The 24472-nt window shown below is 57.6% G+C and carries 17 protein-coding genes, 3 pseudogenes and 1 riboswitch; of the genes and pseudogenes, 10 read left to right on the forward strand and 10 right to left on the reverse strand.

Going from position 1 to position 24472, the window contains the following annotated elements; translation table 11 throughout:
• Positions 1 to 74 precede the first annotated feature (74 nt).
• A pseudogene (locus HLB35_RS12385) lies at positions 75 to 1015 on the reverse strand (sodium-dependent bicarbonate transport family permease).
• A gap of 138 nt (positions 1016 to 1153) precedes the next feature.
• On the opposite strand from HLB35_RS12385, the gene HLB35_RS12390 reads away from it, so the two are divergent.
• Positions 1154 to 2122 carry a LysR family transcriptional regulator gene (locus HLB35_RS12390; protein WP_171702826.1) on the forward strand — a complete coding sequence of 323 codons (969 nt, stop codon included), beginning with the start codon at positions 1154 to 1156 and terminating at the stop codon, positions 2120 to 2122.
• Here HLB35_RS12390 and uvrA read toward each other — a convergent pair.
• Entirely contained in the window at positions 2095 to 4944 is a 2850-nt protein-coding gene (gene uvrA, locus HLB35_RS12395; RefSeq protein ID WP_171702827.1) for an excinuclease ABC subunit UvrA, read from the reverse strand. The genes HLB35_RS12390 and uvrA overlap by 28 nt on opposite strands.
• Positions 4945 to 5208: 264 nt before the next feature.
• Here uvrA and HLB35_RS12400 point away from each other — a divergent pair, with 264 nt between their 5' ends.
• The 3 genes from HLB35_RS12400 to HLB35_RS12410 all read left to right on the forward strand — a co-directional run bounded on the left by HLB35_RS12400 (position 5209) and on the right by HLB35_RS12410 (position 9656).
• Positions 5209 to 6588: an MFS transporter gene (locus tag HLB35_RS12400; RefSeq protein ID WP_171702828.1), complete on the forward strand. Its 1380-nt coding sequence runs from the start codon at positions 5209 to 5211 to the stop codon at positions 6586 to 6588.
• Between the two features lie 60 nt (positions 6589 to 6648).
• Positions 6649 to 7251 (forward strand): single-stranded DNA-binding protein, encoded by a 603-nt coding sequence (ssb, locus tag HLB35_RS12405; RefSeq protein ID WP_171702829.1) that lies wholly within the window; start codon positions 6649 to 6651, stop codon positions 7249 to 7251.
• 275 nt (positions 7252 to 7526) lie between these two features.
• A complete protein-coding gene (locus tag HLB35_RS12410) occupies positions 7527 to 9656 on the forward strand; it encodes a methyl-accepting chemotaxis protein (RefSeq protein WP_171702830.1) in 2130 nt (709 codons plus the stop codon).
• Between the two features lie 114 nt (positions 9657 to 9770).
• Here HLB35_RS12410 and HLB35_RS12415 read toward each other — a convergent pair whose 3' ends face one another.
• Together HLB35_RS12415 and HLB35_RS12420 are read right to left on the reverse strand one after the other, a co-directional pair.
• Positions 9771 to 11123, reverse strand: coding sequence for a nicotinate phosphoribosyltransferase (locus HLB35_RS12415; protein WP_235937171.1), 1353 nt, complete (start codon positions 11121 to 11123; stop codon positions 9771 to 9773).
• Entirely contained in the window at positions 11120 to 11686 is a 567-nt protein-coding gene (locus HLB35_RS12420; protein ID WP_171702831.1) for an isochorismatase family protein, read from the reverse strand. The genes HLB35_RS12415 and HLB35_RS12420 overlap by 4 nt, the downstream gene beginning before the upstream one ends.
• Positions 11687 to 12201: 515 nt before the next feature.
• Between HLB35_RS12420 and HLB35_RS12425 the strand changes: the two genes are divergently transcribed.
• Positions 12202 to 13212 (forward strand): sugar nucleotide-binding protein, encoded by a 1011-nt coding sequence (locus HLB35_RS12425; RefSeq protein ID WP_328731794.1) that lies wholly within the window; start codon positions 12202 to 12204, stop codon positions 13210 to 13212.
• Positions 13139 to 13825 carry a lysophospholipid acyltransferase family protein gene (locus HLB35_RS12430; RefSeq protein WP_235937206.1) on the forward strand — a complete coding sequence of 229 codons (687 nt, stop codon included), beginning with the start codon at positions 13139 to 13141 and terminating at the stop codon, positions 13823 to 13825. Before HLB35_RS12425 ends, HLB35_RS12430 begins: the two co-directional genes overlap by 74 nt.
• A gap of 98 nt (positions 13826 to 13923) precedes the next feature.
• On the opposite strand, the gene fabB is transcribed toward HLB35_RS12430, so the two are convergent.
• From fabB to HLB35_RS18960, 5 genes and pseudogenes are all read right to left on the reverse strand, one after another.
• The gene (gene fabB / locus HLB35_RS12435) at positions 13924 to 15141 is read right to left on the reverse strand and encodes a beta-ketoacyl-ACP synthase I (protein WP_171702833.1); all 1218 of its coding nucleotides are present in this window, start codon (positions 15139 to 15141) and stop codon (positions 13924 to 13926) included.
• A gap of 12 nt (positions 15142 to 15153) precedes the next feature.
• Entirely contained in the window at positions 15154 to 15669 is a 516-nt protein-coding gene (fabA, locus tag HLB35_RS12440; protein ID WP_171702834.1) for a 3-hydroxyacyl-[acyl-carrier-protein] dehydratase FabA, read from the reverse strand.
• 425 nt (positions 15670 to 16094) lie between these two features.
• A complete protein-coding gene (locus HLB35_RS12445) occupies positions 16095 to 18131 on the reverse strand; it encodes an EAL domain-containing protein (protein ID WP_171702835.1) in 2037 nt (678 codons plus the stop codon).
• Positions 18128 to 18310, reverse strand: a complete 183-nt coding sequence (locus HLB35_RS18505; protein WP_422822461.1) for a type 2 periplasmic-binding domain-containing protein — start codon at positions 18308 to 18310, stop codon at positions 18128 to 18130. The genes HLB35_RS12445 and HLB35_RS18505 overlap by 4 nt, the downstream gene beginning before the upstream one ends.
• 80 nt (positions 18311 to 18390) lie before the next feature.
• Positions 18391 to 18759, reverse strand: a pseudogene (locus HLB35_RS18960) (substrate-binding periplasmic protein); the annotation flags it as partial.
• A gap of 207 nt (positions 18760 to 18966) precedes the next feature.
• A riboswitch (TPP riboswitch) is annotated at positions 18967 to 19128 on the forward strand.
• 89 nt (positions 19129 to 19217) lie between these two features.
• On the opposite strand from HLB35_RS18960, the gene tenA reads away from it, so the two are divergent.
• Positions 19218 to 19886: a thiaminase II gene (tenA, locus tag HLB35_RS12455; protein ID WP_171702837.1), complete on the forward strand. Its 669-nt coding sequence runs from the start codon at positions 19218 to 19220 to the stop codon at positions 19884 to 19886.
• 81 nt (positions 19887 to 19967) lie between these two features.
• Positions 19968 to 21870, forward strand: a pseudogene (gene thiC, locus HLB35_RS12460) (phosphomethylpyrimidine synthase ThiC).
• 97 nt (positions 21871 to 21967) lie between these two features.
• On the opposite strand, the gene HLB35_RS12465 reads toward thiC, so the two are convergent.
• Positions 21968 to 22891 carry an EamA family transporter gene (locus HLB35_RS12465; RefSeq protein WP_171702838.1) on the reverse strand — a complete coding sequence of 308 codons (924 nt, stop codon included), beginning with the start codon at positions 22889 to 22891 and terminating at the stop codon, positions 21968 to 21970.
• 93 nt (positions 22892 to 22984) lie between these two features.
• Between HLB35_RS12465 and HLB35_RS12470 the strand changes: the two genes are divergently transcribed.
• Together HLB35_RS12470 and HLB35_RS12475 are read left to right on the forward strand one after the other, a co-directional pair.
• Entirely contained in the window at positions 22985 to 23689 is a 705-nt protein-coding gene (locus HLB35_RS12470; protein ID WP_171702839.1) for an ABC transporter permease, read from the forward strand.
• Positions 23686 to 24423, forward strand: a complete 738-nt coding sequence (locus tag HLB35_RS12475) for an ATP-binding cassette domain-containing protein (protein ID WP_171702840.1) — start codon at positions 23686 to 23688, stop codon at positions 24421 to 24423. The genes HLB35_RS12470 and HLB35_RS12475 overlap by 4 nt, the downstream gene beginning before the upstream one ends.
• Positions 24424 to 24472 lie beyond the last annotated feature (49 nt).

The following is a 24472-nucleotide window of genomic DNA, read 5'->3' on the forward strand; positions in this document are numbered from 1 at the left end:
TGGCTAAATAGCCCATCTGAAAACCCGGAAGCGTTTCTCGCCTCCGGGTTTTTTCTATTTAAAGCACAGCAGCGCTAGCCCAGCAGATGTTCGACCAGCCGATGATAAAGCGGTATGCCGAGCATGACGTTGAGCGGGAAGGTAACGCCCAGGGACGCCAGCATGGCTAAACCGATATTGGCTTGGGGAACCGCTGCGCGCATGGCAGCGGGGGCGGCAATATAGGAGGCACTGGCGGCCAGGGCGGCCAGAATCACCACCGAGCCGATGGGTAAGCCGACCAAGGCGCCAACCAGAATCCCCAGCAGTGACAGCACTATCGGCGTGACCAGGGCAAAGGTGACCAGACGCCAGTGATGCCAGGGAGTAGGGCGCAGGGTCTGTGCGGCGGTGAGGCCCATTTCAAGCAGGAAGAGTGCCAATACGCCCTTGAAGGCATTGGTGAAAAGATCTGTGACCGCAGCGCCTTGAACAGGGCCGTAAAGCGCACCGATCAGCACACCGCCGGTCAGCAGGATAACCCCCGGTTGGTCAGGGTTTCATGCCATAGCTTGCTGGTGCTTTCCTTGACGGCAGCGCCCTGGTGGCGCCGGAACAAGGCAATCGCCACCATGATGGCCGGTAGCTCCATGGCCACCAGATACAGCGTCACTTCACTGCCGACCGTCAGCTCGCGGGCTTCTACATAAGCAAGCGCTACCGCAAAGGTGCCGGCGCTGACTGAGCCGTAGTGGGCTGCAACGCTGGCGCTGTCTGCCGATGACAGGCGTACCAGGCGACGCAGTATCGGCATCAGCAGCAGTGGGATGAACGCCGAAAGCAGGGCGACACCCAGCAGTTCGGGCACCAGCCCCCAGTGAATATTGCCGTAAAGTGCCATACCACCTTTCAGGCCGATGGTCAGCATTAGCAGCAGGCTCAGAGTGTCGTAGGTGGCCTTGGGGACTTCAAGATCGGATTTCACCGCCCCGGCAACCAGCCCCAGCAAGAAAAACATCACCACAATATCCGGCATACAAGGCGCTCCTTAACGTCAGCAAAGCTTGAATCACAAAAAAGAAGCTGCATTTTGCGAGCGAGTTCACTAGATAACTAATAATATATTCAAAGAAAAGTATAGATAATTATCTATGTAAACCAAGGAAGCTTTGCTGTGAACATTCGCCACCTGACGTTTCGGCTGCTGCAAGTCTACGTCACCGTTGTCCGCTGTGGCTCGGTCAGCGCCGCAGCGCGCCAGCTGCATCTTACCCAGCCCACCGTGTCGCAGCAGCTCAAGCGGCTGAGTGAGGCGGTCGGCAGCCCGCTGTTTGAACAGCATGCCCAAGGGCTGACCATGACGGCAACCGGCCAGGCGCTGTATCAGGCCAGCCGAGATGTATTGGGGCGTTTTGATGATTTTGCCGATCAGCTAAGCGATTTGCAGTATGGCCGTAAAGGGCGTTTCAGCATTGTGCTGGTGAACACCGCCCAGTATGTGCTGCCGAGGCTTTTAGGGCCGTTCAGCCAGGCGTTTCCCGATGTGGATGTCACTGTGCATATCGGCAATCGTCGCCAGGTGCTGGCGCGTTTTGACCGCCATGAAGACGATCTTTATGTGTTCAGCCATCCGCCCGCATTGGCCCATGCGGTAGCGGCGCGTTTCATGCGTAACCCTCTGGTGGCGATAGCGGCCGCTGACCATCCGCTGGCACAGCAATCGTCGATAAGCCTGGAACAGCTACTAAGTGAACGCTTACTACTGCGGGAGCCTGGTTCAGCGACCCGCATGCTGCTGGATAGCTGGCTGCAGGAGCAGGGCGTGAGCATGCAGAAGACCCTGCAGATGGCCAGCAATGAGGCCATCCGCGTGGGCGTCGCCGCCCGCATGGGCGTGGCGGTATTGTCAGAGCACGTGCTGCCCAAGGAACACCCCGAGCTTGCCGTGCTGCCAGTGGCGGGCCTGCCGATTGAAAGCCACTGGCAGTTTATCGTGCGCAGTGACCAGCGCCTGCCGCAATCGGCGCAGCGCTTTCTGCATTATGTCCATGAGCACCTTGGCCACTGGATCGAACCACACTTTGTCTGTAACGAGCTGGACGGCCTGCTGGCCACTTACCCGACCTTTCCTCTGCGCAGCTGACGCTCAAGCAGCGGCTGGAGAAAGCGCCCGGTGTGGGACACTTTCATCTTGGCCACCTGCTCTGGCGTCCCTTCGGCGATGATCTGCCCGCCGCCGGAACCCCCTTCTGGGCCAAGGTCAATCAGCCAGTCAGCGGTCTTGATCACATCCAGGTTGTGCTCAATCACCACGATGCTGTTGCCATGATCACGCAGGCGGTGTAGCACGGTCAGCAGCTGGCGGATATCCTCGAAGTGCAGCCCGGTGGTGGGCTCGTCAAGAATATACAGGGTTTTGCCGGTATCGCGTTTGGCCAGCTCGCGAGCCAGCTTGACCCGCTGGGCCTCGCCGCCGGATAGCGTGGTCGCGCTCTGCCCCAGGCGAATGTAGGAAAGCCCCACATCCAGCAGGGTCTGCAGGCGCCGGGCAATGGCAGGCACTGGGCTGAAGAACTCCAGGGCGTCTTCCACGGTCATTTCCAGCACCTGATGGATGGTTTTACCTTTGTAGTGAATATCCAGAGTTTCGCGGTTATAGCGCTTGCCCTTGCACACATCACAGGGCACATAGATATCCGGCAGAAAGTGCATTTCCACCTTGATCATGCCTTCGCCCTGGCAGGCCTCGCAGCGCCCACCCTTGACGTTGAACGAGAAACGCCCTGGCTTGTAGCCCCGTGAGCGGGCTTCCTGGGTGCCCGCAAACAGCTCACGAATAGGCGTGAAAATGCCGGTATAGGTGGCCGGATTGGAGCGCGGCGTGCGACCAATCGGGCTCTGGTCGATATCAATGACCTTGTCGAGCTGCTCCAGCCCCTCGATCTTGCGGTAAGGCGCGGCCTTCAAGGTGGTGGCCCGGTTCAGCTCACGGGCGGCAATCGGCATCAGAGTGCCGTTGATCAGTGTCGATTTGCCCGAGCCGGACACCCCGGTAATGCACACAAAGCAGCCCAGTGGCAGGCTCAGGGTGACATCCTGCAGGTTGTTGCCGGTGGCCCCGCTTAACACCAGCTGCTTTTCCGGGTTAGCGGGGATGCGGTAGGTAGGCACGGCAATTTCGCGGCTGCCACAAAGATACTGGCCGGTGAGAGAATCCGGGTTATCCATGATCTGCTGGGGCGTGCCTTGGGCAACGATCTGACCACCATGTACCCCGGCGCCGGGGCCGATATCCAGCACATGGTCAGCGGCGCGAATGGCATCCTCATCGTGCTCGACCACAATCACTGTATTGCCCAGGTCGCGCAGGCGCTCCAGGGTTTTCAGCAGGCGGTCGTTGTCGCGCTGGTGCAGGCCGATGGACGGCTCATCGAGAATATACATGACCCCGACCAGGCCCGCGCCGATCTGGCTGGCCAGGCGAATACGCTGGGCCTCGCCGCCGGAAAGAGTATCAGCGCTGCGCTCAAGGTTGAGGTAATCCAGCCCCACGTTAACCAGAAACTCCAGCCGTGCATGAATCTCGTTGACGATCTTTTCGGCGATTTCACCCTTGCGCCCCGGCAGCGTCAGGGTAGCAAAATAGCGCCAGGCCTCGCCGATAGGGAAGTGGACGATATCGGCAATGGTATGGTCATCGACAAACACATGGCGGGATTCCTTGCGCAGCCGCGAGCCGCTACAGGTCGCGCAGGGCTGCACGGCAATGTATTTAACAAGGTCATCGCGCACCATGTTGGATTCGGTTTCCCGGTAGCGGCGCTGCAGGTTAGGCAAGACGCCTTCAAACGGGTGTTCACGGGTGACCTTACGGCCTCGGTCGCTGACGTAGCTGAACGGCACCGGCTCGTCACCGCTGCCGTTTAGAATCAGGTCTTGGTCGTACTGAGTAAGCTCCTGCCAAGGGGTTTCCAACTTAAACCCATAATGTTTAGCCAGCGCCTGTAGCTGGCTGAAGTAATAGACGCTGCGCCGGTCCCAGCCCTTGATCACCCCTTCGGCCAGGGAAAGCTCCGGATGGCTGATCAGCTTTTCAGGATCGAAATACTGCTGCACCCCCAGGCCATCACAGGTCGGGCAAGCACCCGCCGGGTTATTGAACGAGAACATGCGCGGTTCAAGCTCGGCCAGGGAGTAGCCGCACACCGGGCAGGCAAAGCGCGATGAAAAGGCCAGGTCTTCCTGATCGCCGTCCATAAAGTGGATCATGGCGGTGCCGTCGGCCAGATTGATCGCGGTCTCGAAGGATTCCGCCAGGCGCTGGGCAATATCATCGCGCACCTTGAAGCGGTCAACCACCACGCTGATATCGTGTTTCTTGCGCTTGTCCAGCGGCGCGATATCATCCAGTTCCAGCACCTGACCGTCGATCAGCACGCGCACAAACCCCTGGGCGCGCAGTTCCGCCAACAGCTGCAGGTGTTCACCCTTGCGGCCCTTGACCACAGGCGCCAGCAGCATCAGCTTGGTGCCTTCGGCGAGGTTCATGACCTGATCGACCATCTGGGAAATCGTCTGGGCTTCAAGATCCTCGCCGTGTTCCGGGCAGCGCGGCGTGCCGGCGCGGGCAAACAGCAGGCGCAGATAGTCGTAGATCTCGGTGATGGTCCCCACGGTGGAACGCGGGTTGTGGGAGGTCGACTTCTGCTCGATGGAAATCGCCGGTGACAGGCCTTCAATATGGTCAACGTCGGGCTTTTCCATCATCGACAGGAACTGGCGCGCGTAGGTCGAGAGCGATTCCACATAGCGCCGCTGGCCTTCCGCATACAGGGTGTCAAACGCCAACGATGACTTGCCGGAGCCGGAAAGCCCGGTAATCACGATCAGCCTGTTGCGGGGAAGCTCAACATCGATCTCTTTGAGGTTATGGGTGCGGGCACCCCTGACCAGAATGCTGTCCATCAACACCTCGTGGTGTACGGCAAAAAGATAATTATACGTTTCTTATACCTTATGGGGCAAAAAGGATGCGCAAACAAACCACGTCTTTGCCGCGTGGATAATGTCAACGTTGCCCGCAAAGCGTTAGAATAGCGGGCTGCCTTGCGCACTTGTGCTGTGTCTTTTGATTCGTGCGGTTTTCGGATCAAGCCTGTTTTCATCGAGACTGTTTTCAAGAACCGTTTTCAAAGACTGTTTTCAAGGACTCTGTCAATCAAGGACCTTATGCGACACGTTTTTGCACTTTTGCTGACGTCTGAGCGCCGCGCGATCAGTGGCCTGGCCGGGCTTTATGCCTCGCGTATGCTGGGGCTTTTCATGGTGCTGCCGGTGCTGGCGTTGTATGCCGATGAGCTGGCTGGTGCCACCCCGCTGTTGATCGGCCTGGCGCTGGGCATCTATGGCCTGACACAGGCTTGCCTGCAGATTCCGTTTGGCTGGCTGTCGGATCGTTTCGGCCGCAAACGCATGATTGTGATTGGCCTTTTGCTGTTCGGGCTGGGCAGTGTGGTGGCGGCGCTGGCGGACTCGATTACTGGTATTATCATCGGCCGTGCCCTGCAGGGCAGCGGTGCTGTGGCGGCGGTGATCATGGCGCTGCTGGCTGACCAGACCCGGGAGCAGGTGCGTACCCTGGCCATGGCGGCCATTGGTTTGTCGATTGGCCTTTCCTTTGCATTGGCTATGGTGCTGGGCCCCTGGCTGGCTGCACGCACCGGGCTTGCCAGCGTTTTCTGGTTTACTGCCCTGCTGACGTTGGTAGGCCTGCTGGTGCTATGGCGTTGGGTGCCGGCCGCTCCTCGGCGGCTCAAACACCGCGATGTGGGTATGGATCGTCGCCAGCTGCGCCATGTCATCACTCGGCCTGATCTGTGGCGCCTGGATGTCTCGATCTTTGCCCTGCATCTGGTGCTGATGGCGATTTTTGTCGCGGTGCCGTTTCGTCTGCTGGAGGCGGGGATTGGCGTGGACCGCCACGGTATGGCCTATCTGGCCATTATGGGCGCGGCCTTTGTGCTGATGCTGCCTCTGGTGATCATTGCCGAGAAGTATCAGCATATGAAGCTGATCTGCCTGTTGGCGGTAGGCGCCATCACTCTGAGCCTGGCGGCGCTGGGTCTGCCGGTAGCGGATGGCAGGGGGCTTTTTGTCTGGCTGCTGGTGTTTTTTACCGGGTTTAACTTGCTTGAAGCCACCTTGCCTTCCATGCTCAGTAAACTGGTGCCAGCGGGGGCAAAAGGCACGGCCATGGGGGTTTATTCCACAGGGCAGTTTCTAGGCGCCTTTTTAGGCGGCACCCTGGGCGGTTTTCTGGCCCATCATTGGGGCCTGGATGCGGTATTTTTCGGCAGTGCTGGCCTGGCCCTGCTGTGGTGGGTGGTCATGTGGTCGATGCCTGCACCGCCACCACTTTCCAGTGAGGTGGTGGCCCTTGGCGATAACCATGGTGATACCCTCGACACCCTGATGGAGCGCTTGGCGGATGTGGCCGGTGTTGAAGACGTAATGGTCGTGCCGGAAGAACGTCTGGCTTACCTCAAGGTGAATCGGCAGCAGTTGGATCAGGACGCATTAACGCGCCTTCTGACACCCCCACGGCGGTAAGGCGGCCAAGCGAGCGGGCGGCCCTCAAATTATTATGAATGGTATCAAGGAGCATCTTTTATGGCGCGCGGAATCAATAAAGTCATCCTGATCGGTAACCTCGGTCAGGACCCTGAAGTACGTTTCACCCCCTCCGGCACGGCCGTGGCCAACCTCAACCTGGCCACCAGCGATACCTGGATGGACAAGCAGACCGGCCAGCGTCAGGAACGCACCGAGTGGCACCGCATTGTGCTGTTCAACAAGACGGCAGAGATCGCCCAGCAGTACCTGAAAAAAGGCTCCAAGGTCTACATTGAAGGCCGCCTGCAGACACGCAAATGGCAGGATCAGAACGGCCAGGATAAATACAGCACGGAAATTGTCGCCAACGACATGCAGATGCTCGACTCGCGCGGCGGCGGTGATTTTCAGGGCGGCGGCGGCTACCCGAACGCTCAGCCCCAGCAGGGTGGCGGCTACCCACCGCAGGGTAATAACCAGTTCCAGGGCAATAACCCGCCCCCACAGCAGCAGCCACAACGCCAGCCTCAGCAGCAGCCCGCGCCCCAGCCACCTCAGCAGGGCGGCCAACCGAACCACCAGCAGAATAATCAGGGTGGTCAGTACGGCGCTCCGGACCCGGGCAGCTTTGATGATTTTGATGACGAGATTCCTTTTTGAGACTGAGTAACTGTAGCTTGTGACGTTTTAAGATCAGTTAAGCCAATAAAGCCCTGCTTATGCAGGGCTTTATTGCTTTCGTTTATGGCCTGTTGATTTTTTTATAGCTAAGCCCTCCCGCCACAGGTAAGTAAGCGTTTTATCGATGAGGAAGACGAGGAAAAGATGCTTTCAGGGCTTGCTCAAGTTTGTTTAATAATCTTTAACTATTGAACACTCGGTATGGCACGTGCATGATTCTCTCGGAAGTCTGACCATTTCCAGAGGGTATCGTCATGCGCAATAATCAACCTGTCACTCAGCGTGAATACCCACTGACCGACACGCATTTGCTGATATCACGTACCGATCTCAAGGGGCGTATCACCTACGCCAACGATGATTTCATTAGCACCAGCGGCTATGAGTGGGATGAGTTGGTCGGCCAGCCACACAACCTTATTCGCCACCCTGATATGCCGGAAGCGGCATACGCCGATTTCTGGGCCACCATTCAGCGTGGAGAGACCTGGCGCGGTCTGGTCAAGAATCGCTGCAAGAACGGTGATCACTACTGGGTAGAAGCCAACGTTACGCCGATCTTGGAAGACGGCCAGTGCCAAGGCTATACGTCAGTACGCGTGAAACCCTCAGACGAAGATATCCAGCGCGCCGAGACCTGTTACCGCCGGCTGCGTGAAGGCAAGCGAACCTTCTTTACCCTGGATCACGGGGCTATCGTCCGACGCGGTGTGACAGGTTGGCTTTTGCGCCTCAACCTAAGAACGGTGCGCGCCAAGCTGGTGATGATGATCATGGTGCCGGTGCTGTTGTTACTGCTTTCCGGTGTTGTCAGCATTTATGGGCTAACGTCTTCCAGCGACAGGATCAGCGAGATCAATACCGGCAGCGTTCAGGATATTGCGGATCTACAGCGCATCGATCAGTTGCTTGCTGACCTGATCATTGATCTTGAACAGCCCGTGCGTAACCCGCGTGCCATGCGCTTATCCGAGATTGAAGCCCTGGCCGATGAAACCACCGCTACGGCAGAGCAGATTGATGCCGCTCGCGAGCGTTTCCTGGCGGGCAAGGCCATTGACGCCAACCCTGAAGGTGACCCTGCGCGCTTTGATAATCAATTGACCACCGTGATTGAACAAGGTATCGAACCCACCATGACAGCGCTGTTGGACGGTAATGGCTTTGATGCGGATGACGCCTTCAATCAGGTGCTGCGCCCGCAGGCTGAAGCACTCGGCCAGATTACCCGCAGCATGGTCGAAGACAAGCTGGCATTTGCCAACACGCTGGCAGAGGAAAGCCTTCAGCAGGAGCGCAACCTGTTGATTACGCAGGGCGCCATCCTGTTGGCGAGCATCCTGGGGCTGGTGGTGCTGGGCCTGCTGGTGATCCGCGCAATTACCACGCCCTTGCGCCAAGCCACCGATGCCACCCTGCAGATTGCCTCGGGCAACCTGGCAGCGCGCCTGCCCAGAATCACCCGGGATGAGGTGGGTAAGCTTGCGAAAGCGCTTTCGATCATGCACCACAGCCTGACGGCTACCACTCGTACGATCAAAAGCGGCGTTGAGGTGGTGGCCCCCGCTAGCGCTTCGATTGCACAAGGTAATGAAGAGCTGTCAGCACGCACCGAACAGCAGGCCGCGTCTCTGCAGCAGACCGCATCCAGCATGGAGGAAATGACCGCGACCGTTCAGCAGAACACTGACAATGCACGCCAGGCCAATGGGCTTGCCGGGGAGAATGCCGTCACTATGGATAAGACCGGCGACCTGATGCAATCCGTGGTGCAGAGTATGGAGCGCATTACCCAAAGCGCGCAGCATATGAAAGAGATGGTGGATGCCATCGATAACATTGCCTTCCAGACCAATATCCTGGCCTTGAACGCCTCGGTGGAAGCCGCTCGTGCCGGTGAGCAGGGCCGTGGTTTCGCGGTGGTAGCCGAAGAAGTTCGTAAGCTGGCAGGGCGTAGCGGCGAGGCTGCCAAGGAAATTCGCACGCTGATTGCTTCTTCCAGCCAGGATATCGACAGCGGTGCCCAGGAAGTACGCAAGGCCGAAGCGGCGATGAATGAGGCGTTGGACGCCTCGCGCCGGGTCAAGGACATCATGGGCGAGATCAGCGCGGCGTCCGAGCAGCAAAGCGGCGGTATCACTGAAATCAATCAGGCCATCAATGAAATGGATCAGATGACCCAGCAAAATGCGGCCCGAGTTCAGGAGACCGCCCATGCTGCCGTCCAGCTTGAACGTCAGGCGGAGCACCTGGCGCTGCAGATGGGTATTTACCGCATGCCGGGCGCTGGGCTGGAAACGCTGCAGGAATCACAACAGCAACAAGGGGCAGCCCTATCGCTTCCAGGCACAGCAAAAGCAGTGCATGACAAGCGAGATTTCTGATCTGGTCACGCCAGCCGTGATGCTGGATCTTGCATGTTTCCATAAAAGCCTCTTTTCAGAGGCTTTTATGGTTTAGGCATCGTTGATGCAGTTCAGATGTTTGAAACAGCGCACTCAACTTTCTGAACGCAGTCGTTCCAGTTCAGGGCTCAGCCTCACGGAATAACCACTTTCGCCGTCATCAAGCGCAAGGGCATCGGCTGGCAGCTGCTTCAGCGCTTGGGCAACTCGCTCCTTGGCGCTATCGGCGCGGGCCATCTCGTCTGCGTCGAGCTTGCCTGCCACCACCAAGGGGCGAAGTAAGGGCTCACCTCGCTCAGCGCTGTCAGCCAAAGCTTCATCGCGCAGAGCGATAACGTCACCGAGATAGCCGCCGTCCTCCGCGTAGCGGCGGTAGACCTGCTTGGCACAGGGCAGGTTGGTCTTACCGGTGGAGTGTTTAACGCGCGGCTCGCCAGCGTAAGCCACCAGCTTGTAGGAGAGATCAATCACGGGCGCATCCGCCGAGACGCCCATCTGGGTGCCCACGCCAAACGCATCAATGGGGGCGCCATCTTCCAGCAGGGCATTGATAGCATCTTCATCAAGACCGCTGCTGGCGATGATACGCACCTCACTGTGCCCGGCGCTATCCAACAGCTGGCGGGCCTGTTTGGCCAGGTCGCCAAGGTCGCCTGAATCCAGGCGGATGGCCTGCACCCGTATGTCGGGCTCCTCACGCATCAGCTCAACCACCTTGCGGACGCCTTCCAGGGTATCGTGGGTATCAACCAGCAGGGTGGTGTTCGGGTAATGGCGGGCGAACAGCCGAAAGGCCTCGTATTCATCGTCATGGGCGAGCACATAGCTATGGGCCATGGTGCCGTTGATGGCAAGGCCGTGGCGCAAGCCGCCCAGCACATTGCTGGTGCCCGCCAGCCCAGCGTTGCGGTAGGCCCGCACGCCGCGCACGGCAGCATCGATTCCGTGCATGCGGCGCATGCCGAAATCCACCACCGGGTGACCTTGGGCGGCAATCACCAGGCGTACGGCCTTGGAGGCGAGCACGGTTTCCAGCTGCACCAGGTTCATCAGCAGGCTTTCCAGCAGCTGGGCATGGGCAATCGGCGCATCGACTTCAAGCAGTGGCTCGTTGGGAAATACCGGGGTGCCTTCGGGCAGGGTGTGAATATCCCCTTCAAAGCGCCAGTCGCGCAGCCAGTCCAGAAAGCCCGTCTCGAACAGGCCGGTCTCGGCAAGTTTTGTCAGCGCGGCTTCACCAAAGCGCAGTTCATTCACCAGGGCAGCGGCATGCTGCTGGCCGCAGGCAAGCATGAAGCGCCTCTGGGGTGGCAGTTTGCGAAAGAACAGGCTGAAGGTGGCGCGCTGGTCATAGGCTTCTTTCCAGTACGCCTGGGTCATGGTCAGCTGATACAAGTCGGTCAGCAGGGCCAGTTCGCTGTCGTCGACCATTGGAGAGTTCATCATTCGTGCACCTCGGCACCGGCGTCGTGAAATGCCTGACGACACTTGGGCACGGCTTGCGGGTCAACGGCGGCACTCAGGGGTTCCAGCAGCAGGGTGGCAAAGCCTTCCTGGCGGGCATCCAGCACGGTGGCGTGAACGCACACATCGAGTGCCAGCCCGCACACGACCACGGTCTTGATGCCTTTTTCCTTGAGATAACCACCCAGGCCGGTGCCATCGAAACCGGAATAGGCATCCGTATCAAAGGCGGTGGCCTTGCTGACGCGAATGGCCTCAGCGGGCAGTTGCAGATCCGGGTGGAAATCAGCACCCGGGGCATCCTGCACGCAGTGTACCGGCCAGGGCCCGCCGCGATGCTCAAAACTCACATGGTCAACCGGGTGCCAATCGCGGGTCGCCACCACCAGCGCACCTGCCGCCCGGGCGGCCTCAATTTCAGCGTTGATGCCTGGCACCAGGGCAGCGCCACCGGCCACCCCAAGAGCACCGCCTTCACAGAAATCGTTTTGCATGTCGACCACGATCAGCGCAGTCGCCGGTGTGTAGTTAACCTTCATGCTCATCAGGCACCTCCCGAAGGGGTTGTGGGTAAGTTACCAGGGTTTTAAGTCTCGCAGTGTGACGCCTGAGACTCAAGGGTGGCTTACCTCACCAGCCCCCAGGCAAAAAGAAATTTTCTTGCTATTCTCTACTTCCCTCGTTGTATGAATTCGCACCCACCCTCTGTCTGTCAAGGTTAATCAGCGGCCTTACTGCTGAACTGATAAAGTGTGCGGTTTCACAGCGCTGGCTCTAGGGTTGTAAGCTAGGCACATGCATCCGCATGAAAAGATCAGGAGAGCTGGCAGATGAAGCTACCTATATTGACCAGACCCAAGGAGGGGTGGTTGGCACGACTGATTCAGCGAACAGGCAATTACCGCAATTGCTGTCTGGTGACGGCGATTGCTGCTATACCCTGCACCATGCTGGTTATCACACGGCATGTGCCGATTCGTCCGTTAGGGTTTAGAATGGTCAGCCATAAACGAGATCGAATACAGCGTGGTGATCAACACGCCCAAGGGGAGAGGCTTTCGTGAAGCTGCTGATTCTGGATGCGGGACACTGTCTGAGCCTGGCGCTGGCGCGGGAAGCCAGCCGCCGCTCGGATACCGAGTTGGTGATAGAAGCAGGAACGGCGCTGAGTGCCGAAAGAGTGGCGGAAGTGGCGCCAGATGCCGTGATTATACCGCCGTTGGCGCATCCTCTGAACATGGTGCCTGCGGATGTCACCGCCCATGCTGATGCCGTAGATGCCTGCCTTGATGCCTGCAAGGCGCAGCAGACAACGCTGGTATGGTGTGTGTCTGATCAGCTGTATGAGGACGGTTTTGAGGTGCCGATTGATGAGCATCTGGTGCCGGCACCCAGGGATGACAGCCTACGCCGTCTGATCAAGACGGGGGATCGTATTCGCGCTGAATATGCCCAGCACCTGATTGTGCGCCTTGGCCCCCTGTTTGCGCTGGAAGGTAGCCATGCCTGGCTGAACCAGGTAATTGACAGCCTGATTATCGGGGAGAATGTCAGAGCCGCCGAGGATGTGATTTTCTGCCCGACCAGTGCTGATGCGGTGGCGCTGGCGCTGGTGGGCATGCTCCAGCAGCTTGCCTGCGGGGTGCAGGCCTGGGGAGCCTATCATCTGGCGGGCACAGAACCGGTCAGTGCCTTCACCTTTACCTCTATGGTGCGCACCCAACTGGGTACCCACCTGGAAGGGCGCGGTGAAGAGGTGGCACTTGGCGAAGTACAGGCACAGAAGCACCATCACGACGCCAAATTGCGCCGGGTGTTGAACTGTCGGCGCGTACTGGAAACCTTTGGGGTTCACCAGAAGCCCTGGCGGCTGGAAGTCGGGCGTATGCTGGATGCCTGGTGTCTGATGCGCGATGACGATAATGCCAGCGCGGCGGGGGCACCGCCTGATGAATGTGCTGCGCAGTGTGATTTTTTACATCGGCTACTTTGGTGCCATGTTATTGATAGGCGTGTTCTGTTTGCCCATCGCGCCTTTCCTGCCGCTTTCAGGGCGCTACCGCCTGCTTAATCTCTACAACCACTTTTTGATGGTCTGGTTTCGCGTCGCTTGCGGGGTGCGTTATGAAATTGAAGGGCGTGAAAATCTGCCTAGTGGCCCCTGTGTGATTCAGGCCAACCATCAGTGCGAGTGGGAAACGGTGTTTTTGCAGGTCATGAAGCCGCCGGTATGCACGGTGCTGAAACAGGAGTTACTGCGTTTCCCGATTTTCGGTTGGGCGCTGAGGCTGCTCCATCCGATTGCCCTTGATCGTTCACGGCCTGCCCGTGCCATGAAGCAAGTACTTACTCAAGGAGTTACTCGCCTGCAAAGCGGCTTGTCGGTGTTGATTTTCCCTGAAGGTACTCGGGTAGAGCCTGGTGTACGCAAACGTTATAACAAAAGTGGCAGCGTGATTGCCTGCCGCGCTGGTGTGCCGGTGCTGCCTGTGGCGCACAACGCAGGGGAGCGCTGGCCGGGGCGTCACTGGGTTAAGCGCCCTGGGGTCCTGCGGGTACGCATTGGTGCACCGATCACCACAGACGGTAAAACATCCGATAACGTGAATGCCGAAGTGGAAGCCTGGATTGAAACCCAGCTGCAGGAAATCTCAGATGTGCCACGTCCGCTGAAAGCGTCCTGACCACAGACAAACCTGACAGTACCTAAGAACTAAAACGGCGCCAACCTTGTGGGTTGGCGCCGTTTTGTCAGTGCAGGCTTATCTGGTGCGATAGCCGGTTAGCTGGCATAACGCTGGAACACCAGGCAGGCATTGGTGCCGCCAAAGCCGAAGCTGTTGGAAAGCACGCGCTGCAGGGTAACGCCATCACGGCGCTGGGTGACGATATCAAACCCATCCGCCTGTTCATCGAGTGTATCAATGTTCGCTGACGCAGAGACAAAGTCATGCTTCATCATCAGCAGCGAGTAGATGGCTTCCTGTACCCCGGTAGCACCCAGCGAATGGCCGGTAAGCGATTTGGTCGAGCTCATGGCCGGGGTGGTATCACCAAACAGCGCACGAACCGCCTGCAGCTCGGCGACATCTCCCACCGGCGTTGAAGTGCCGTGGGTGTTGATGTAGTCAATGTCGCCGTCGACGGTGGCCATGGCCTGCTGCATGCAGCGCACGGCGCCTTCACCGGAAGGGGCAACCATGTCATAGCCATCGGACGTAGCGCCATAGCCCACCAGTTCGGCGTAGATGTGGGCACCCCGCGCTTTGGCATGCTCAAGCTCTTCCAATACCAGCATGCCGCCGCCACCGGCAATCACGAAGCCGTCGCGTGCCTGATCATAGGGGCGGGAAGCCTTGTCTGGGGTCTCGTTGTATTGAGTGGATAGCGCACCCATGGCATCGAACAGGCAGGTAAGCGTCCAGTGTTCCTCTTCGCCGCCACCGGCAAAAACGACATCCTGCTTGCCCAACTGAATCTGCTCCATGGCACTGCCAATACAGTGAGCCGAGGTGGCACAGGCCGACGAAATTGAATAGTTGACGCCCTTGATCTTGAACGGCGTGGCCAGACAGGCGGATACCGTGCTGCCCATGGTGCGAGTAACGCGATAGGGACCAACCCGGCGCAAGCCTTTCTCACGCAGCACATCAGCGGCTTCCACCTGGTTGGCGCTGGATGCGCCACCCGAACCGGCAATCAGGCCGGTACGTTCGTTGGAAACCTGTTCTTCTGAAAGGCCGGCGTCTTCAATGGCTTGCGCCATGGAGATATAGGCATACGCGGCCGCATCGCCCATAAAGCGCAATAGTTTGCGATCAACCAACGCATTAAGATCAATATCGACGCTGCCAGCAACCTGGCTGCGTAGACCGCGTTCGGCATACTCTTCTTTGAAGCGAATGCCACTGCGCCCGTTTTTGAGCGCATCCAGGACCTGTTGCTGATCATTGCCGAGACAAGACACGATGCCCAGGCCGGTGACTACCACTCGTCGCATGGGAGCCTCCTGTTAAAAATTCGCAGTGGAGGTAAATAGGCCAACGCGCAGGTCGTTTGCCTGATAGATTTCACGCCCGTCGACGGTCACTGTGCCGTCGGCAATGCCCAATATCAGGCGACGGGTAATGATGCGCTTGATATTAATGTTGTAGGTAACTTTTTGGGCGTCGGGCAGAATCTGACCGGTGAATTTGACATCACCACACCCCAGTGCCCGCCCGCGGCCCGGGTGGCCCAGCCAACCCAGATAGAAGCCTACCAGTTGCCACATGGCATCCAGGCCAAGGCAGCCAGGCATTACCGGGTCACCGGGGAAGTGGCAATCAAAAAACCACAGATCCGGGGTGATATCCAGCTCGGCAATAAGCTCGCCTTTATTACTTTCACCGCCATCTTCGGTAATGCTGGTAATGCGATCAAGCATCAGCATGTTGGGCGCTGGCAATTGTGCATTGCCGGGGCCAAAGAGCTCGCCGCGTGAGCAGGCCAGCAGTTCGTCGCGATCAAAAGAGTGTTGCTTGGTCACTGAAACGTTCCGAATATCGAGATTGTTGTTGGCCGCGCGCGGCACCCGAGCCGAAGCGGAGTGCCTGTGCACAGGCCGCAAGGCCATTACTAGTTTACTTCCCGACGCTTGCGAATGCACGTCGCCTGTTCCGTCAAGGCTGCCATCATGCACCCCTTGTAAAGCGATATAAAGCGTTGCTGGTTTGCAGCGTGACACTTTCAGGCCGGTTGATGCAAATGGCGTTCATGCTGGATGATCAGTAGCTACTGCACAAATAATGCCCGATCAGCGCTCAGGAAGCGAGTATCGCTCGCTAAACCCTCGGTGGTGTCATGATGGTTTACAAAAATACCCTCAGTCTTTGCAATAATTTAGTGAGTCGTGAGTCGTGAGTCGTGAGTCGTGAGTCGTGAGTCGTGAGTCGTGAGTCGTGACTTTGTGATTCAAGGTGAGCGGTGGGCTGTTGTGCCCTCAGTCAGGGTGAAATGTGTTTTCCATTCCAGCAGTTGGCTGGCTGGCATGGGGCGTGCAAATGCGTAGCCCTGGCCATATTCGCAGCCCATGGCCAACAGCGCCTTTGCATGAGCAGTGGTTTCTACCCCTTCGGCAATAACGCGGCGCTGGAAGGCATCTGCCAGGCTTAATACGCCCTTGAGCATGACCAGATCTTCTTCGTTATCCAGCATATTGAGTACAAAGCTACGATCAATCTTGAGTATTCTGGCTGGCAGATAACGCAGGTAGGCCAGGGTGGAGTAACCGGTACCGAAGTCATCCAGAGCGAAGTTAACGCCGAGGGTCTGGCATTGGCGCATGATGTCGGCGACGCCTTGCATATCATCTAGAGCACTGCTTTCAAGGGCTTCAATTTCCAGGTCGCCGGGCGCGTAATCAGGAAAGGTATCCAAGGTGTCAGACAGCCACTGGGTAAAATGAGGGTGCTGCAGATGAATGCCATCAATATTAACGCTGACAGGCCAATGAATGCCGTTGGCTTTCCAGTCGCTGCACTGCTGCAGCGCGCTATTAACGACCCATTCACCCAATGCGATGGCAAATGGGTGCTGCTGGATTTCAGGTAGGAACATGGCGGGTGGCAAGAGGCCCTGCTCTGGGTGTTGCCAGCGTATCAGCGCTTCAACACCGATAATATTACCGTTACGCATATTGATTTTGGGCTGATAGAACAGCACGAACTCATCGTCGGCTAATGCCTGCTGCATACGGGCAATGCTCTGATGATGACCGCGCACGGCACGCTCATGGGCCAGGTCAAACAGGTGATAGCGGTTCTTGCCCAGCTGTTTGGCCTGATACATGGCATGATCAGCCTGGCGAATGAACTGATCCGGTTCGATATCCTCATTGCCGTCATAGGCCGCGACGCCGACACTGGCAGATATCTGCAGCTCGCATTGTTTGAAGCGGATAGGCTGATTGACGCGCTGGATCAGCTGCTGGATGACCCGCTGCATTTCCAGGTCACATGGCTGGTGAGGCAGCACCATGACAAATTCATCACCGCCGAGGCGTGCCACGATATCATTGTTTTTCAAGGTACTACGCAGGCGCTCAGCGACGACTCTCAACACCTGGTCGCCAAGGCTATGATCGTAGCGATCATTGATCTCTTTAAATCCATCAAGATCCAGATAGGCCAGCATCACCGAATGTTGGCTTTCCCGTGCCTCTTGCATAATCTGGGTAAGGCGCTGGGTGAACCCTTCACGGTTGGGCAGGTCGGTCAAACGATCAAAATAAGCCAGGTGTTGAAGGCGACTTTCATATTCTTTCTGGCGGGAAATATCGGTAAAAACAATCACAAAATGAGTGCTGCGGGTCGCGGTATCTTTGACCAGCGAGAGCGTCAGCTGAATAGGGTAGCGCTCCCCATTTTTACGTTTTTCCCAGATTTCCCCTTGCCAGACGCCATCATTGGCCAGTGTGGCCTGCGGGCTGTTATCACGCTGAGTATCAAAAAGGTGCTTCAATAGCGCTGAGGGTTGGTTAAGTACTTCAGCGGCCTCATAGCCGGTGGTTCGTGTGAAAGCAGCGTTGACGTCCAGGATATTGCCCTGCTCATTAGTCAGCATGATGGCGTCGTGGGCGTTACGGAACACACTGGCGGCCAGGCGAAGCTCGTCTGTTTTGCGGCGTACCAGATGACGCAGGCGCAGGTTCCACGCCACCACCCATAGGGCGCCGATGATGATAATCAGGGCGTGAGGCCAGTATTCACGCCATTTGATCGGCGCCGATGGCAGCATTTCGCCCAGCCACTTGGCGTTAATGCGCTCAATGACTCCCTGTTCACGTGCATGAGCAATACCCTTATCGAGAATATTCTTCAGCAGGTGCTCGCCTTCCTTGACCGCCATGCTGTTGAGCCCGGTGTAGAGCGATTCACCTACCCGCTTCATCTCCACGTTCAAGCCTGAGCGATAAAGCTGGAACAGTACGATCTGTTCATCGCCAATCATGGCATCGGCTTCGCCCCCAGCACGGCCAGCACGGCATTCGCAAAATTGATGGTAGAAACGAGAGTGACATTGATACCGGCTTCTTCCATAAACTCCTCAGCATAGTCACCGCGCTGAGTGGCGACGCGCATGCCGTCGAGATCCTCCAGTTGGTTAATGTCGGGGCGATCAACGGGCACAAAGATAGCCGCAGGAACTTCAAAGACAGTCTGGGTAAACTCGTAGCTGGCATCTCGGGCAGGGCTATAAAAAAGCTGGTCAGAACGTCAGCACGGCCCGCCTGGATCTGCGCTTGTGCCGTGCTGAAGTCGGTATGGGTAAATCGAGCCTCAAATCCTGCTTCATCGGCAATCCACTGGGCTAGCTCAACCATCATGCCATCACTTTGGCCCTGATCATCCATGAACTCAAAAGGCGGGTAGTTGCTCTGGCTAACAAACACAATGGGCGCGTTTTCTGCCAAGTACGCACGTTCCGGCGCGCTTAGCGCGAGCCCTTGTGCAGTGGCCGGTGTGGGTAGCAGGCATACCAACAGCAGTAACGCGGCCAGGTCTGTAGCACGCTTTAACTTGCTGAACAGCCAGTGTTGGGACTGGCTTTTTTGTACATGGCTCCCGCTTACTGCCACTTTTTAGCGCTCCTCTTCTTTGTGTTTTGACGAGTGGTCAGTGCTACAGTGAATAGCGTATAGGAATTAATATTTTACAATTAACAGCCTCGCGTAACTTTCATCGGGCGTCTAGAGGAAAGCTTAATTTTTTCGCTGTGACGTTAGTACTATAATTTCTATGTCTTTCTTGCATCTCCTGATGATGCCTCCTAGACTGCTTTTATCAACTGCTTGACGGGGTGCCGGTGAATCCGGCTGAGATGGCGCAGGGCGTATCCTTTTGATACTGCCAAAGCGCTGGTCCCGTGAACCTGATCCGGCTAATGGGCGGCTCCTCATGAAGAGGGAAGCTCGGGTACCGGCGTAGGGATCAAGCGATGGCCTTGGCTAGCTCTTCTCACGATCGCACGCCACCTTCCGCGCCATTTCCTCGATCTCATTCGCCTATCCTCCGGATTATTATTACCGGAGGCATCATGGGCTATTGTTTTACCGACCTTACCAACGCCTGCCATGACGAGTGGCGCGCTTATATTGAGCACGATTTTGTCCGCCAGCTGGGCACCGCCACGCTGCCGGATGCCGCGTTTCGCCACTACCTGAAACAGGATTATCTGTTTTTGATTCACTTCGCTCGCGCCTATGCACTGGCGGCCTATAAAAGCCCGACCCTTGCCGATCTGCGCCAGGCCCATGAGGGCCTAAAAGCCATTGTGGATGTGGAGTTGGGTCTGCACGTGGGGTTTTGCCAGGAGTGGGGCATTTCTGAAGACGAGCTGGCCCAGCTGCCGGAAGCGCGCGCAACGCTGGCCTATACCCGCTACGTGTTGGATACCGGCAACCGCGGTGACCTGCTTGATCTTCACGTGGCACTCGCCCCTTGCCTGATTGGCTACGGTGAAATTGCCAACTGGCTGAACGCTCAAGCGTCTACCCTACGCGGCGCACAAAACCCCTATGACGCCTGGATTGCCATGTACGCAAGCGAAGAATTTCAGGCCGCCATGCAGGCGGAGCTGGAATGGCTCAATGCCCGCCTTGCCGATGTAACCCCTGCCCGCTTTGCTGAACTGAGCAGAATATTTAGCGATGCCACCCGCCTGGAAATCGATTTCTGGCAGATGGGGCTGGATCTTGCTCATTAACTCCGCGAACCCAAACAACACAACCGCCGCATAACAACCGCTTCATAACAACAAGCAAACAATAAACCCAAGGAAATCATCATGAGTAAAACTAGCCACTTTCTAGCAGAAACCGCCCAGGTCGATGCCGCCGCCATTCAACCGCTGCCCGCCTCGCGCAAGGTGTATGTGGAAGGCTCACGACCGGATATCCGCGTGCCGTTTCGCGAGATCACCCTGTCGCCGACCAAAACCAGCAGCATTGATGAAGAGAATCCGCCGCTGCTGGTGTACGACACTTCCGGCCCTTACACCGACTCGGCCGCCAACAATGATTTACGCCAGGGCTTGCCTGCGCTGCGCCGTACCTGGATTGAAGAGCGCAACGATACCGAGTTTCTGGATGGCCCCACCAGCGAGTACGGCAATCGCCGTGCTAACGACCCAACCCTTGCCCAGTTGCGCTTTGATCTGACCCGCACGCCGCGCCGGGCAAAAGCGGGCAAAAACGTCACCCAGCTGCATTACGCGCGCCAGGGCATTATTACGCCGGAAATGGAATTTATTGCCATCCGCGAGAATCAGCGTCGCCAGACGTTAGGCACGGCGGAGGTCGAGCGCATCCTGGGCCATCAGCACCCTGGCCAGAACTTTGGAGCCAGCCTGCCGGAAGAAATCACCCCGGAATTTGTGCGTGACGAAGTGGCCCGTGGGCGGGCGATTATCCCTAACAATATCAACCACCCTGAATCCGAGCCGATGATTATTGGCCGTAACTTCCTGGTCAAGATCAACGGCAATCTGGGTAACTCGGCGGTCACGTCGTCAATTGAAGAAGAAGTCGACAAGATGACCTGGGGCATCCGCTGGGGGTCGGATACCATCATGGACCTTTCCACCGGCCAGAATATCCACGAGACCCGCGAGTGGATTATCCGCAACTCGCCGGTGCCGATTGGTACCGTGCCGATCTATCAGGCGCTGGAGAAGGTCAACGGCGTGGCTGAAGACCTCACCTGGGAAGTTTTCCGCGATACCTTGATCGAGCAGGCGGAACAGGGCGTGGATTACTTCACCATTCATGCGGGCGTATTGCTGCGCTACGTGCCGCTGACCGCCAACCGCGTGACCGGCATTGTCAGCCGGGGTGGTTCGATCATGGCCAAGTGGTGTCTGTATCATCACCAGGAAAGCTTCCTGTATACCCACTTCGAAGAGATCTGCGAGATCTGCAAGCAGTACGACGTGGCGTTTTCGTTAGGTGATGGCCTGCGGCCTGGCTCCGTCGCTGATGCCAACGACGAAGCGCAGTTCGCTGAGCTGGAAACCCTGGGCGAGCTGACCAAGATCGCCTGGAAACACGACGTTCAGGTGATGATTGAAGGCCCTGGCCATGTGCCCATGCACTTGATTAAAGAAAACATGGATAAGCAGCTTGAGGCGTGTCATGAGGCGCCTTTTTATACGCTTGGCCCGCTGACCACTGATATCGCCCCTGGCTATGACCACATCACCTCCGGCATTGGCGCGGCGATGATTGGCTGGTTCGGCTGTGCGATGCTTTGCTATGTCACGCCGAAAGAGCATCTTGGCCTGCCGAATAAGGATGACGTCAAGACCGGCATTATCACCTACAAGATTGCCGCCCACGCAGCAGACTTGGCTAAGGGCCACCCGGCGGCAGCGCCGCCGCGATAACGCGCTTTCCAAGGCACGCTTTGAATTCCGCTGGGAAGACCAGTTCAACCTGGGGTTGGACCCGGATACCGCCCGGGAATACCACGACGAAACCCTGCCGAAAGATTCCGCCAAGGTGGCGCACTTCTGCTCCATGTGCGGGCCCAAGTTCTGCTCCATGAAGATCAGCCAGGAAGTACGCGATACCTATCGGGATCGTGCGCCGGAAAATGCCGCCGATAGCGACGCTGAAGCGGTCAAGCGCGGTATGCAGGAACAGGCAGAGAAGTTCCGCCAGACAGGCAGCCAGCTGTACCAGGAAGTGTAAGCTGAAATAAGGGGGTCAGATCCAAATTAATTGCTTCACTCTCTTTCCTGGGTGATTAGCGATTATTAATGTGGATTTGACCCCCTTTATTCTCTGGTTAGCGCGCGCGGGACAACCCCAGCACGATAATTCCTCCGATGACCACGGCACCGCCTACCAGCTGGCCAGGGGTCAGCATCTGCTGCCCCAGAAAGAGATAACCCAGCAGTAGAGACGCCACCGGTTCGAAATTCATGACCGGTGCATTTCTGGCCATATCCAGACGCGGGACACTAATAAACAGAATGGAAAATGCGCTGCCGTACAACACGGCCAGCAGCATCAGTCCTGTCCAGCCGGTGGTGTTATCGGGCAAGCTCATGCCGCCAGGCATCGCGCCCAGCAGCCCACCCAGGATCATGGCAATAAATACCGTCTGCATGGTTAACCAGCTGCGTAAAGTGCTACCCACCTTGGCTAGCCGGTGTTCAGTAATCCACAGGGTGCTGGCCAGAGCAAAGGCGGCGGTCAATCCAAAGCCAATACCTGTCAGCCATTCAGGCCCCATGGTCTCGGCATTGGCCAGCCAGGCAGGAATATCAAGCACCACGAGGAGCCCGATCAGGATGGTGCCCATGATCAGACAGCTGCGCAATGAAGGCCGTGGCCCACCCAGTGCCCAGCTTAATAGCGCCAGCTGGATGGGAAAAGTGTTCACCAGCAGCAGGGCGATGACCACGGGCAGGCGAGCAACCGCTGAATAAAGGCAGACGCTTTGAATCGCAATCAGCACGCCTGCAGCGAGCTGCCAGGGCCAGGTGCCGGGTGGCAGCCAAAAACCCTTTTTCTGCATCATCAAGAGCGCCAGCAAGATTAGGCAGGCCACTCCTGAGCGCATCAATACTGCAAGCAGCAGGCCCGTGCCATTATCAAATGCCAGCCGTGCCGCGACATGGTTGGCGGCAAACAGGGTGGCGACCGACATCATCAGGGGAATGGCCAGATGACGGGGCAGAACGTCAGACGATGAGGCTGAGGGCATAATGTTTGATCCAACATGGGCAGGATAAGGGTCACAGCAAAGTGAAAGTCAGCCAGATCAAGCATACTATGCAGCCTATGATAGGAGAATTGAATGGCTGCAGATTCCAATGCCCTTAGTGTGGCACTATCCCTGTTGATCAACCTGGATGCGGCGCTGGTCGATATCGTGCTGCTTTCCCTGCAGGTATCGCTATTGGCGGTATGTCTGGCGGCACTGATCGGTTTCCCCCTGGGGGCCGCAGTAGCGCTATGGCGTTTTCCAGGGCGGGGTTTGGTGGTGGTGGCATTGAATGCCTTGATGGGTTTGCCGCCTGTGGTGGCCGGGCTTGTTGTCTATCTGCTGCTTTCCCGCGCGGGGCCACTGGGCGAGTGGGGCTTGCTGTTTACGCCAAATGCTATGGTGATTGCCCAGGTAGTGCTGGTGCTGCCGATTCTGGCGGCGCTGTCGCGTCAGAAGGTTGAGGAGCTTTTGGCTGAATATCAGGAACAGTTTGTGTCGCTGGGTATGTCACGCCTGCGCATGATACAGACTCTGCTCTGGGATGCGCGCTTTGCGCTGCTCACTGTGCTGCTGGCCGGTTTCGGGCGGGCCAGCGCAGAAGTCGGCGCGGTGATGATGGTCGGCGGCAATATAGACGGCGTGACCCGGGTGATGACCACCTCCATTGTGCTTGAAACCAGCAAGGGCAATCTTCCGCTGGCGCTAGGGTTGGGGATCGTGCTGTTAACTCTGGTGCTGGTGATCAATGCGGCCGCCTATCTCGTCGGCGAGTGGGCGCGGAGGCGAACCGGATGACAGTTTTACAGCCGCTGGATACCCATGCTTCAGTTTGCCCCCGGGCGTCACTGATATTTGATCAGGTTACGTTCAGCTATCAGGGTAAACATCTGTTGGGCCCCTGTTCGTTTACGCTGCAAGGGGCTGGCCCGACCCTGGTGATGGGCCCTAATGGTGCGGGCAAAAGCCTGTTGCTGCGCCTGGCCCACGGCTTGCTGGCACCGGCGTCCGGGAGTGTTCAATGGCTACCGCAGCGCCCACGTCAGGCGATGGTCTTCCAGCAGCCAGTGATGCTGCGTCGTTCCGCGATCGCCAATCTGATTCACGCGTTAGCGGTCAATAAGACACCGCGTCGCCAGCGCCAGCAACTCGCAGAAGCAGCGCTGGAGCGTTTTGGTCTGAGTCGCCTGGCCAGAACGCCTGCCAGAGTGCTTTCCGGCGGAGAGCAGCAGCGGTTGGCGCTGGCACGTGCCTGGGTGCTGGCCCCTCAGGTGCTGTTTCTTGATGAGCCGACCTCTGCACTTGACCCAGCTGCCATCAAGGCCGTGGAAGAGGCCGTATTGGCTTTTCAGCGTCAGGGTACGCGCGTTGTGATGACCACCCATGATATCCATCAGGCGCGGCGCCTTGCTGCGGATGTGCTGTTTATGGCCAATGGGCAACTACTTGAATACACGCCCGCTACTCAATTTTTTCATCAGCCGGAATCATCAGGCGCGCGGGCCTATCTGCGCGGTGAACTAGTCGAGTGACTCGCGTGTTACATGCACTCAAGCTAGAAAATACCCTTATCTTCCAGCA

It is taken from the genome of Vreelandella azerica (genome assembly GCF_013112225.1).
GTDB lineage: Bacteria > Pseudomonadota > Gammaproteobacteria > Pseudomonadales > Halomonadaceae > Vreelandella > Vreelandella azerica.

Bases quoted from the DNA above. Each gene is read 5' to 3' on its own strand.
- HLB35_RS12465 (WP_171702838.1), bottom strand. From the start codon at position 22,891: ATGCCCTCAGCCTCATCGTCTGACGTTCTGCCCCGTCATCTGGCCATT.
- ssb (WP_171702829.1), top strand. From the start codon at position 6,649: ATGGCGCGCGGAATCAATAAAGTCATCCTGATCGGTAACCTCGGTCAG.
- uvrA (WP_171702827.1), bottom strand. From the start codon at position 4,944: ATGGACAGCATTCTGGTCAGGGGTGCCCGCACCCATAACCTCAAAGAG.
- HLB35_RS12410 (WP_171702830.1), top strand. From the start codon at position 7,527: ATGCGCAATAATCAACCTGTCACTCAGCGTGAATACCCACTGACCGAC.
- fabB (WP_171702833.1), bottom strand. From the start codon at position 15,141: ATGCGACGAGTGGTAGTCACCGGCCTGGGCATCGTGTCTTGTCTCGGC.
- HLB35_RS12430 (WP_235937206.1), top strand. From the start codon at position 13,139: ATGTTATTGATAGGCGTGTTCTGTTTGCCCATCGCGCCTTTCCTGCCG.
- HLB35_RS12400 (WP_171702828.1), top strand. From the start codon at position 5,209: ATGCGACACGTTTTTGCACTTTTGCTGACGTCTGAGCGCCGCGCGATC.
- tenA (WP_171702837.1), top strand. From the start codon at position 19,218: ATGGGCTATTGTTTTACCGACCTTACCAACGCCTGCCATGACGAGTGG.
- HLB35_RS12420 (WP_171702831.1), bottom strand. From the start codon at position 11,686: ATGAGCATGAAGGTTAACTACACACCGGCGACTGCGCTGATCGTGGTC.
- HLB35_RS12475 (WP_171702840.1), top strand. From the start codon at position 23,686: ATGACAGTTTTACAGCCGCTGGATACCCATGCTTCAGTTTGCCCCCGG.
- HLB35_RS12415 (WP_235937171.1), bottom strand. From the start codon at position 11,123: ATGATGAACTCTCCAATGGTCGACGACAGCGAACTGGCCCTGCTGACC.
- HLB35_RS12445 (WP_171702835.1), bottom strand. From the start codon at position 18,131: ATGATTGGCGATGAACAGATCGTACTGTTCCAGCTTTATCGCTCAGGC.
- HLB35_RS12470 (WP_171702839.1), top strand. From the start codon at position 22,985: ATGGCTGCAGATTCCAATGCCCTTAGTGTGGCACTATCCCTGTTGATC.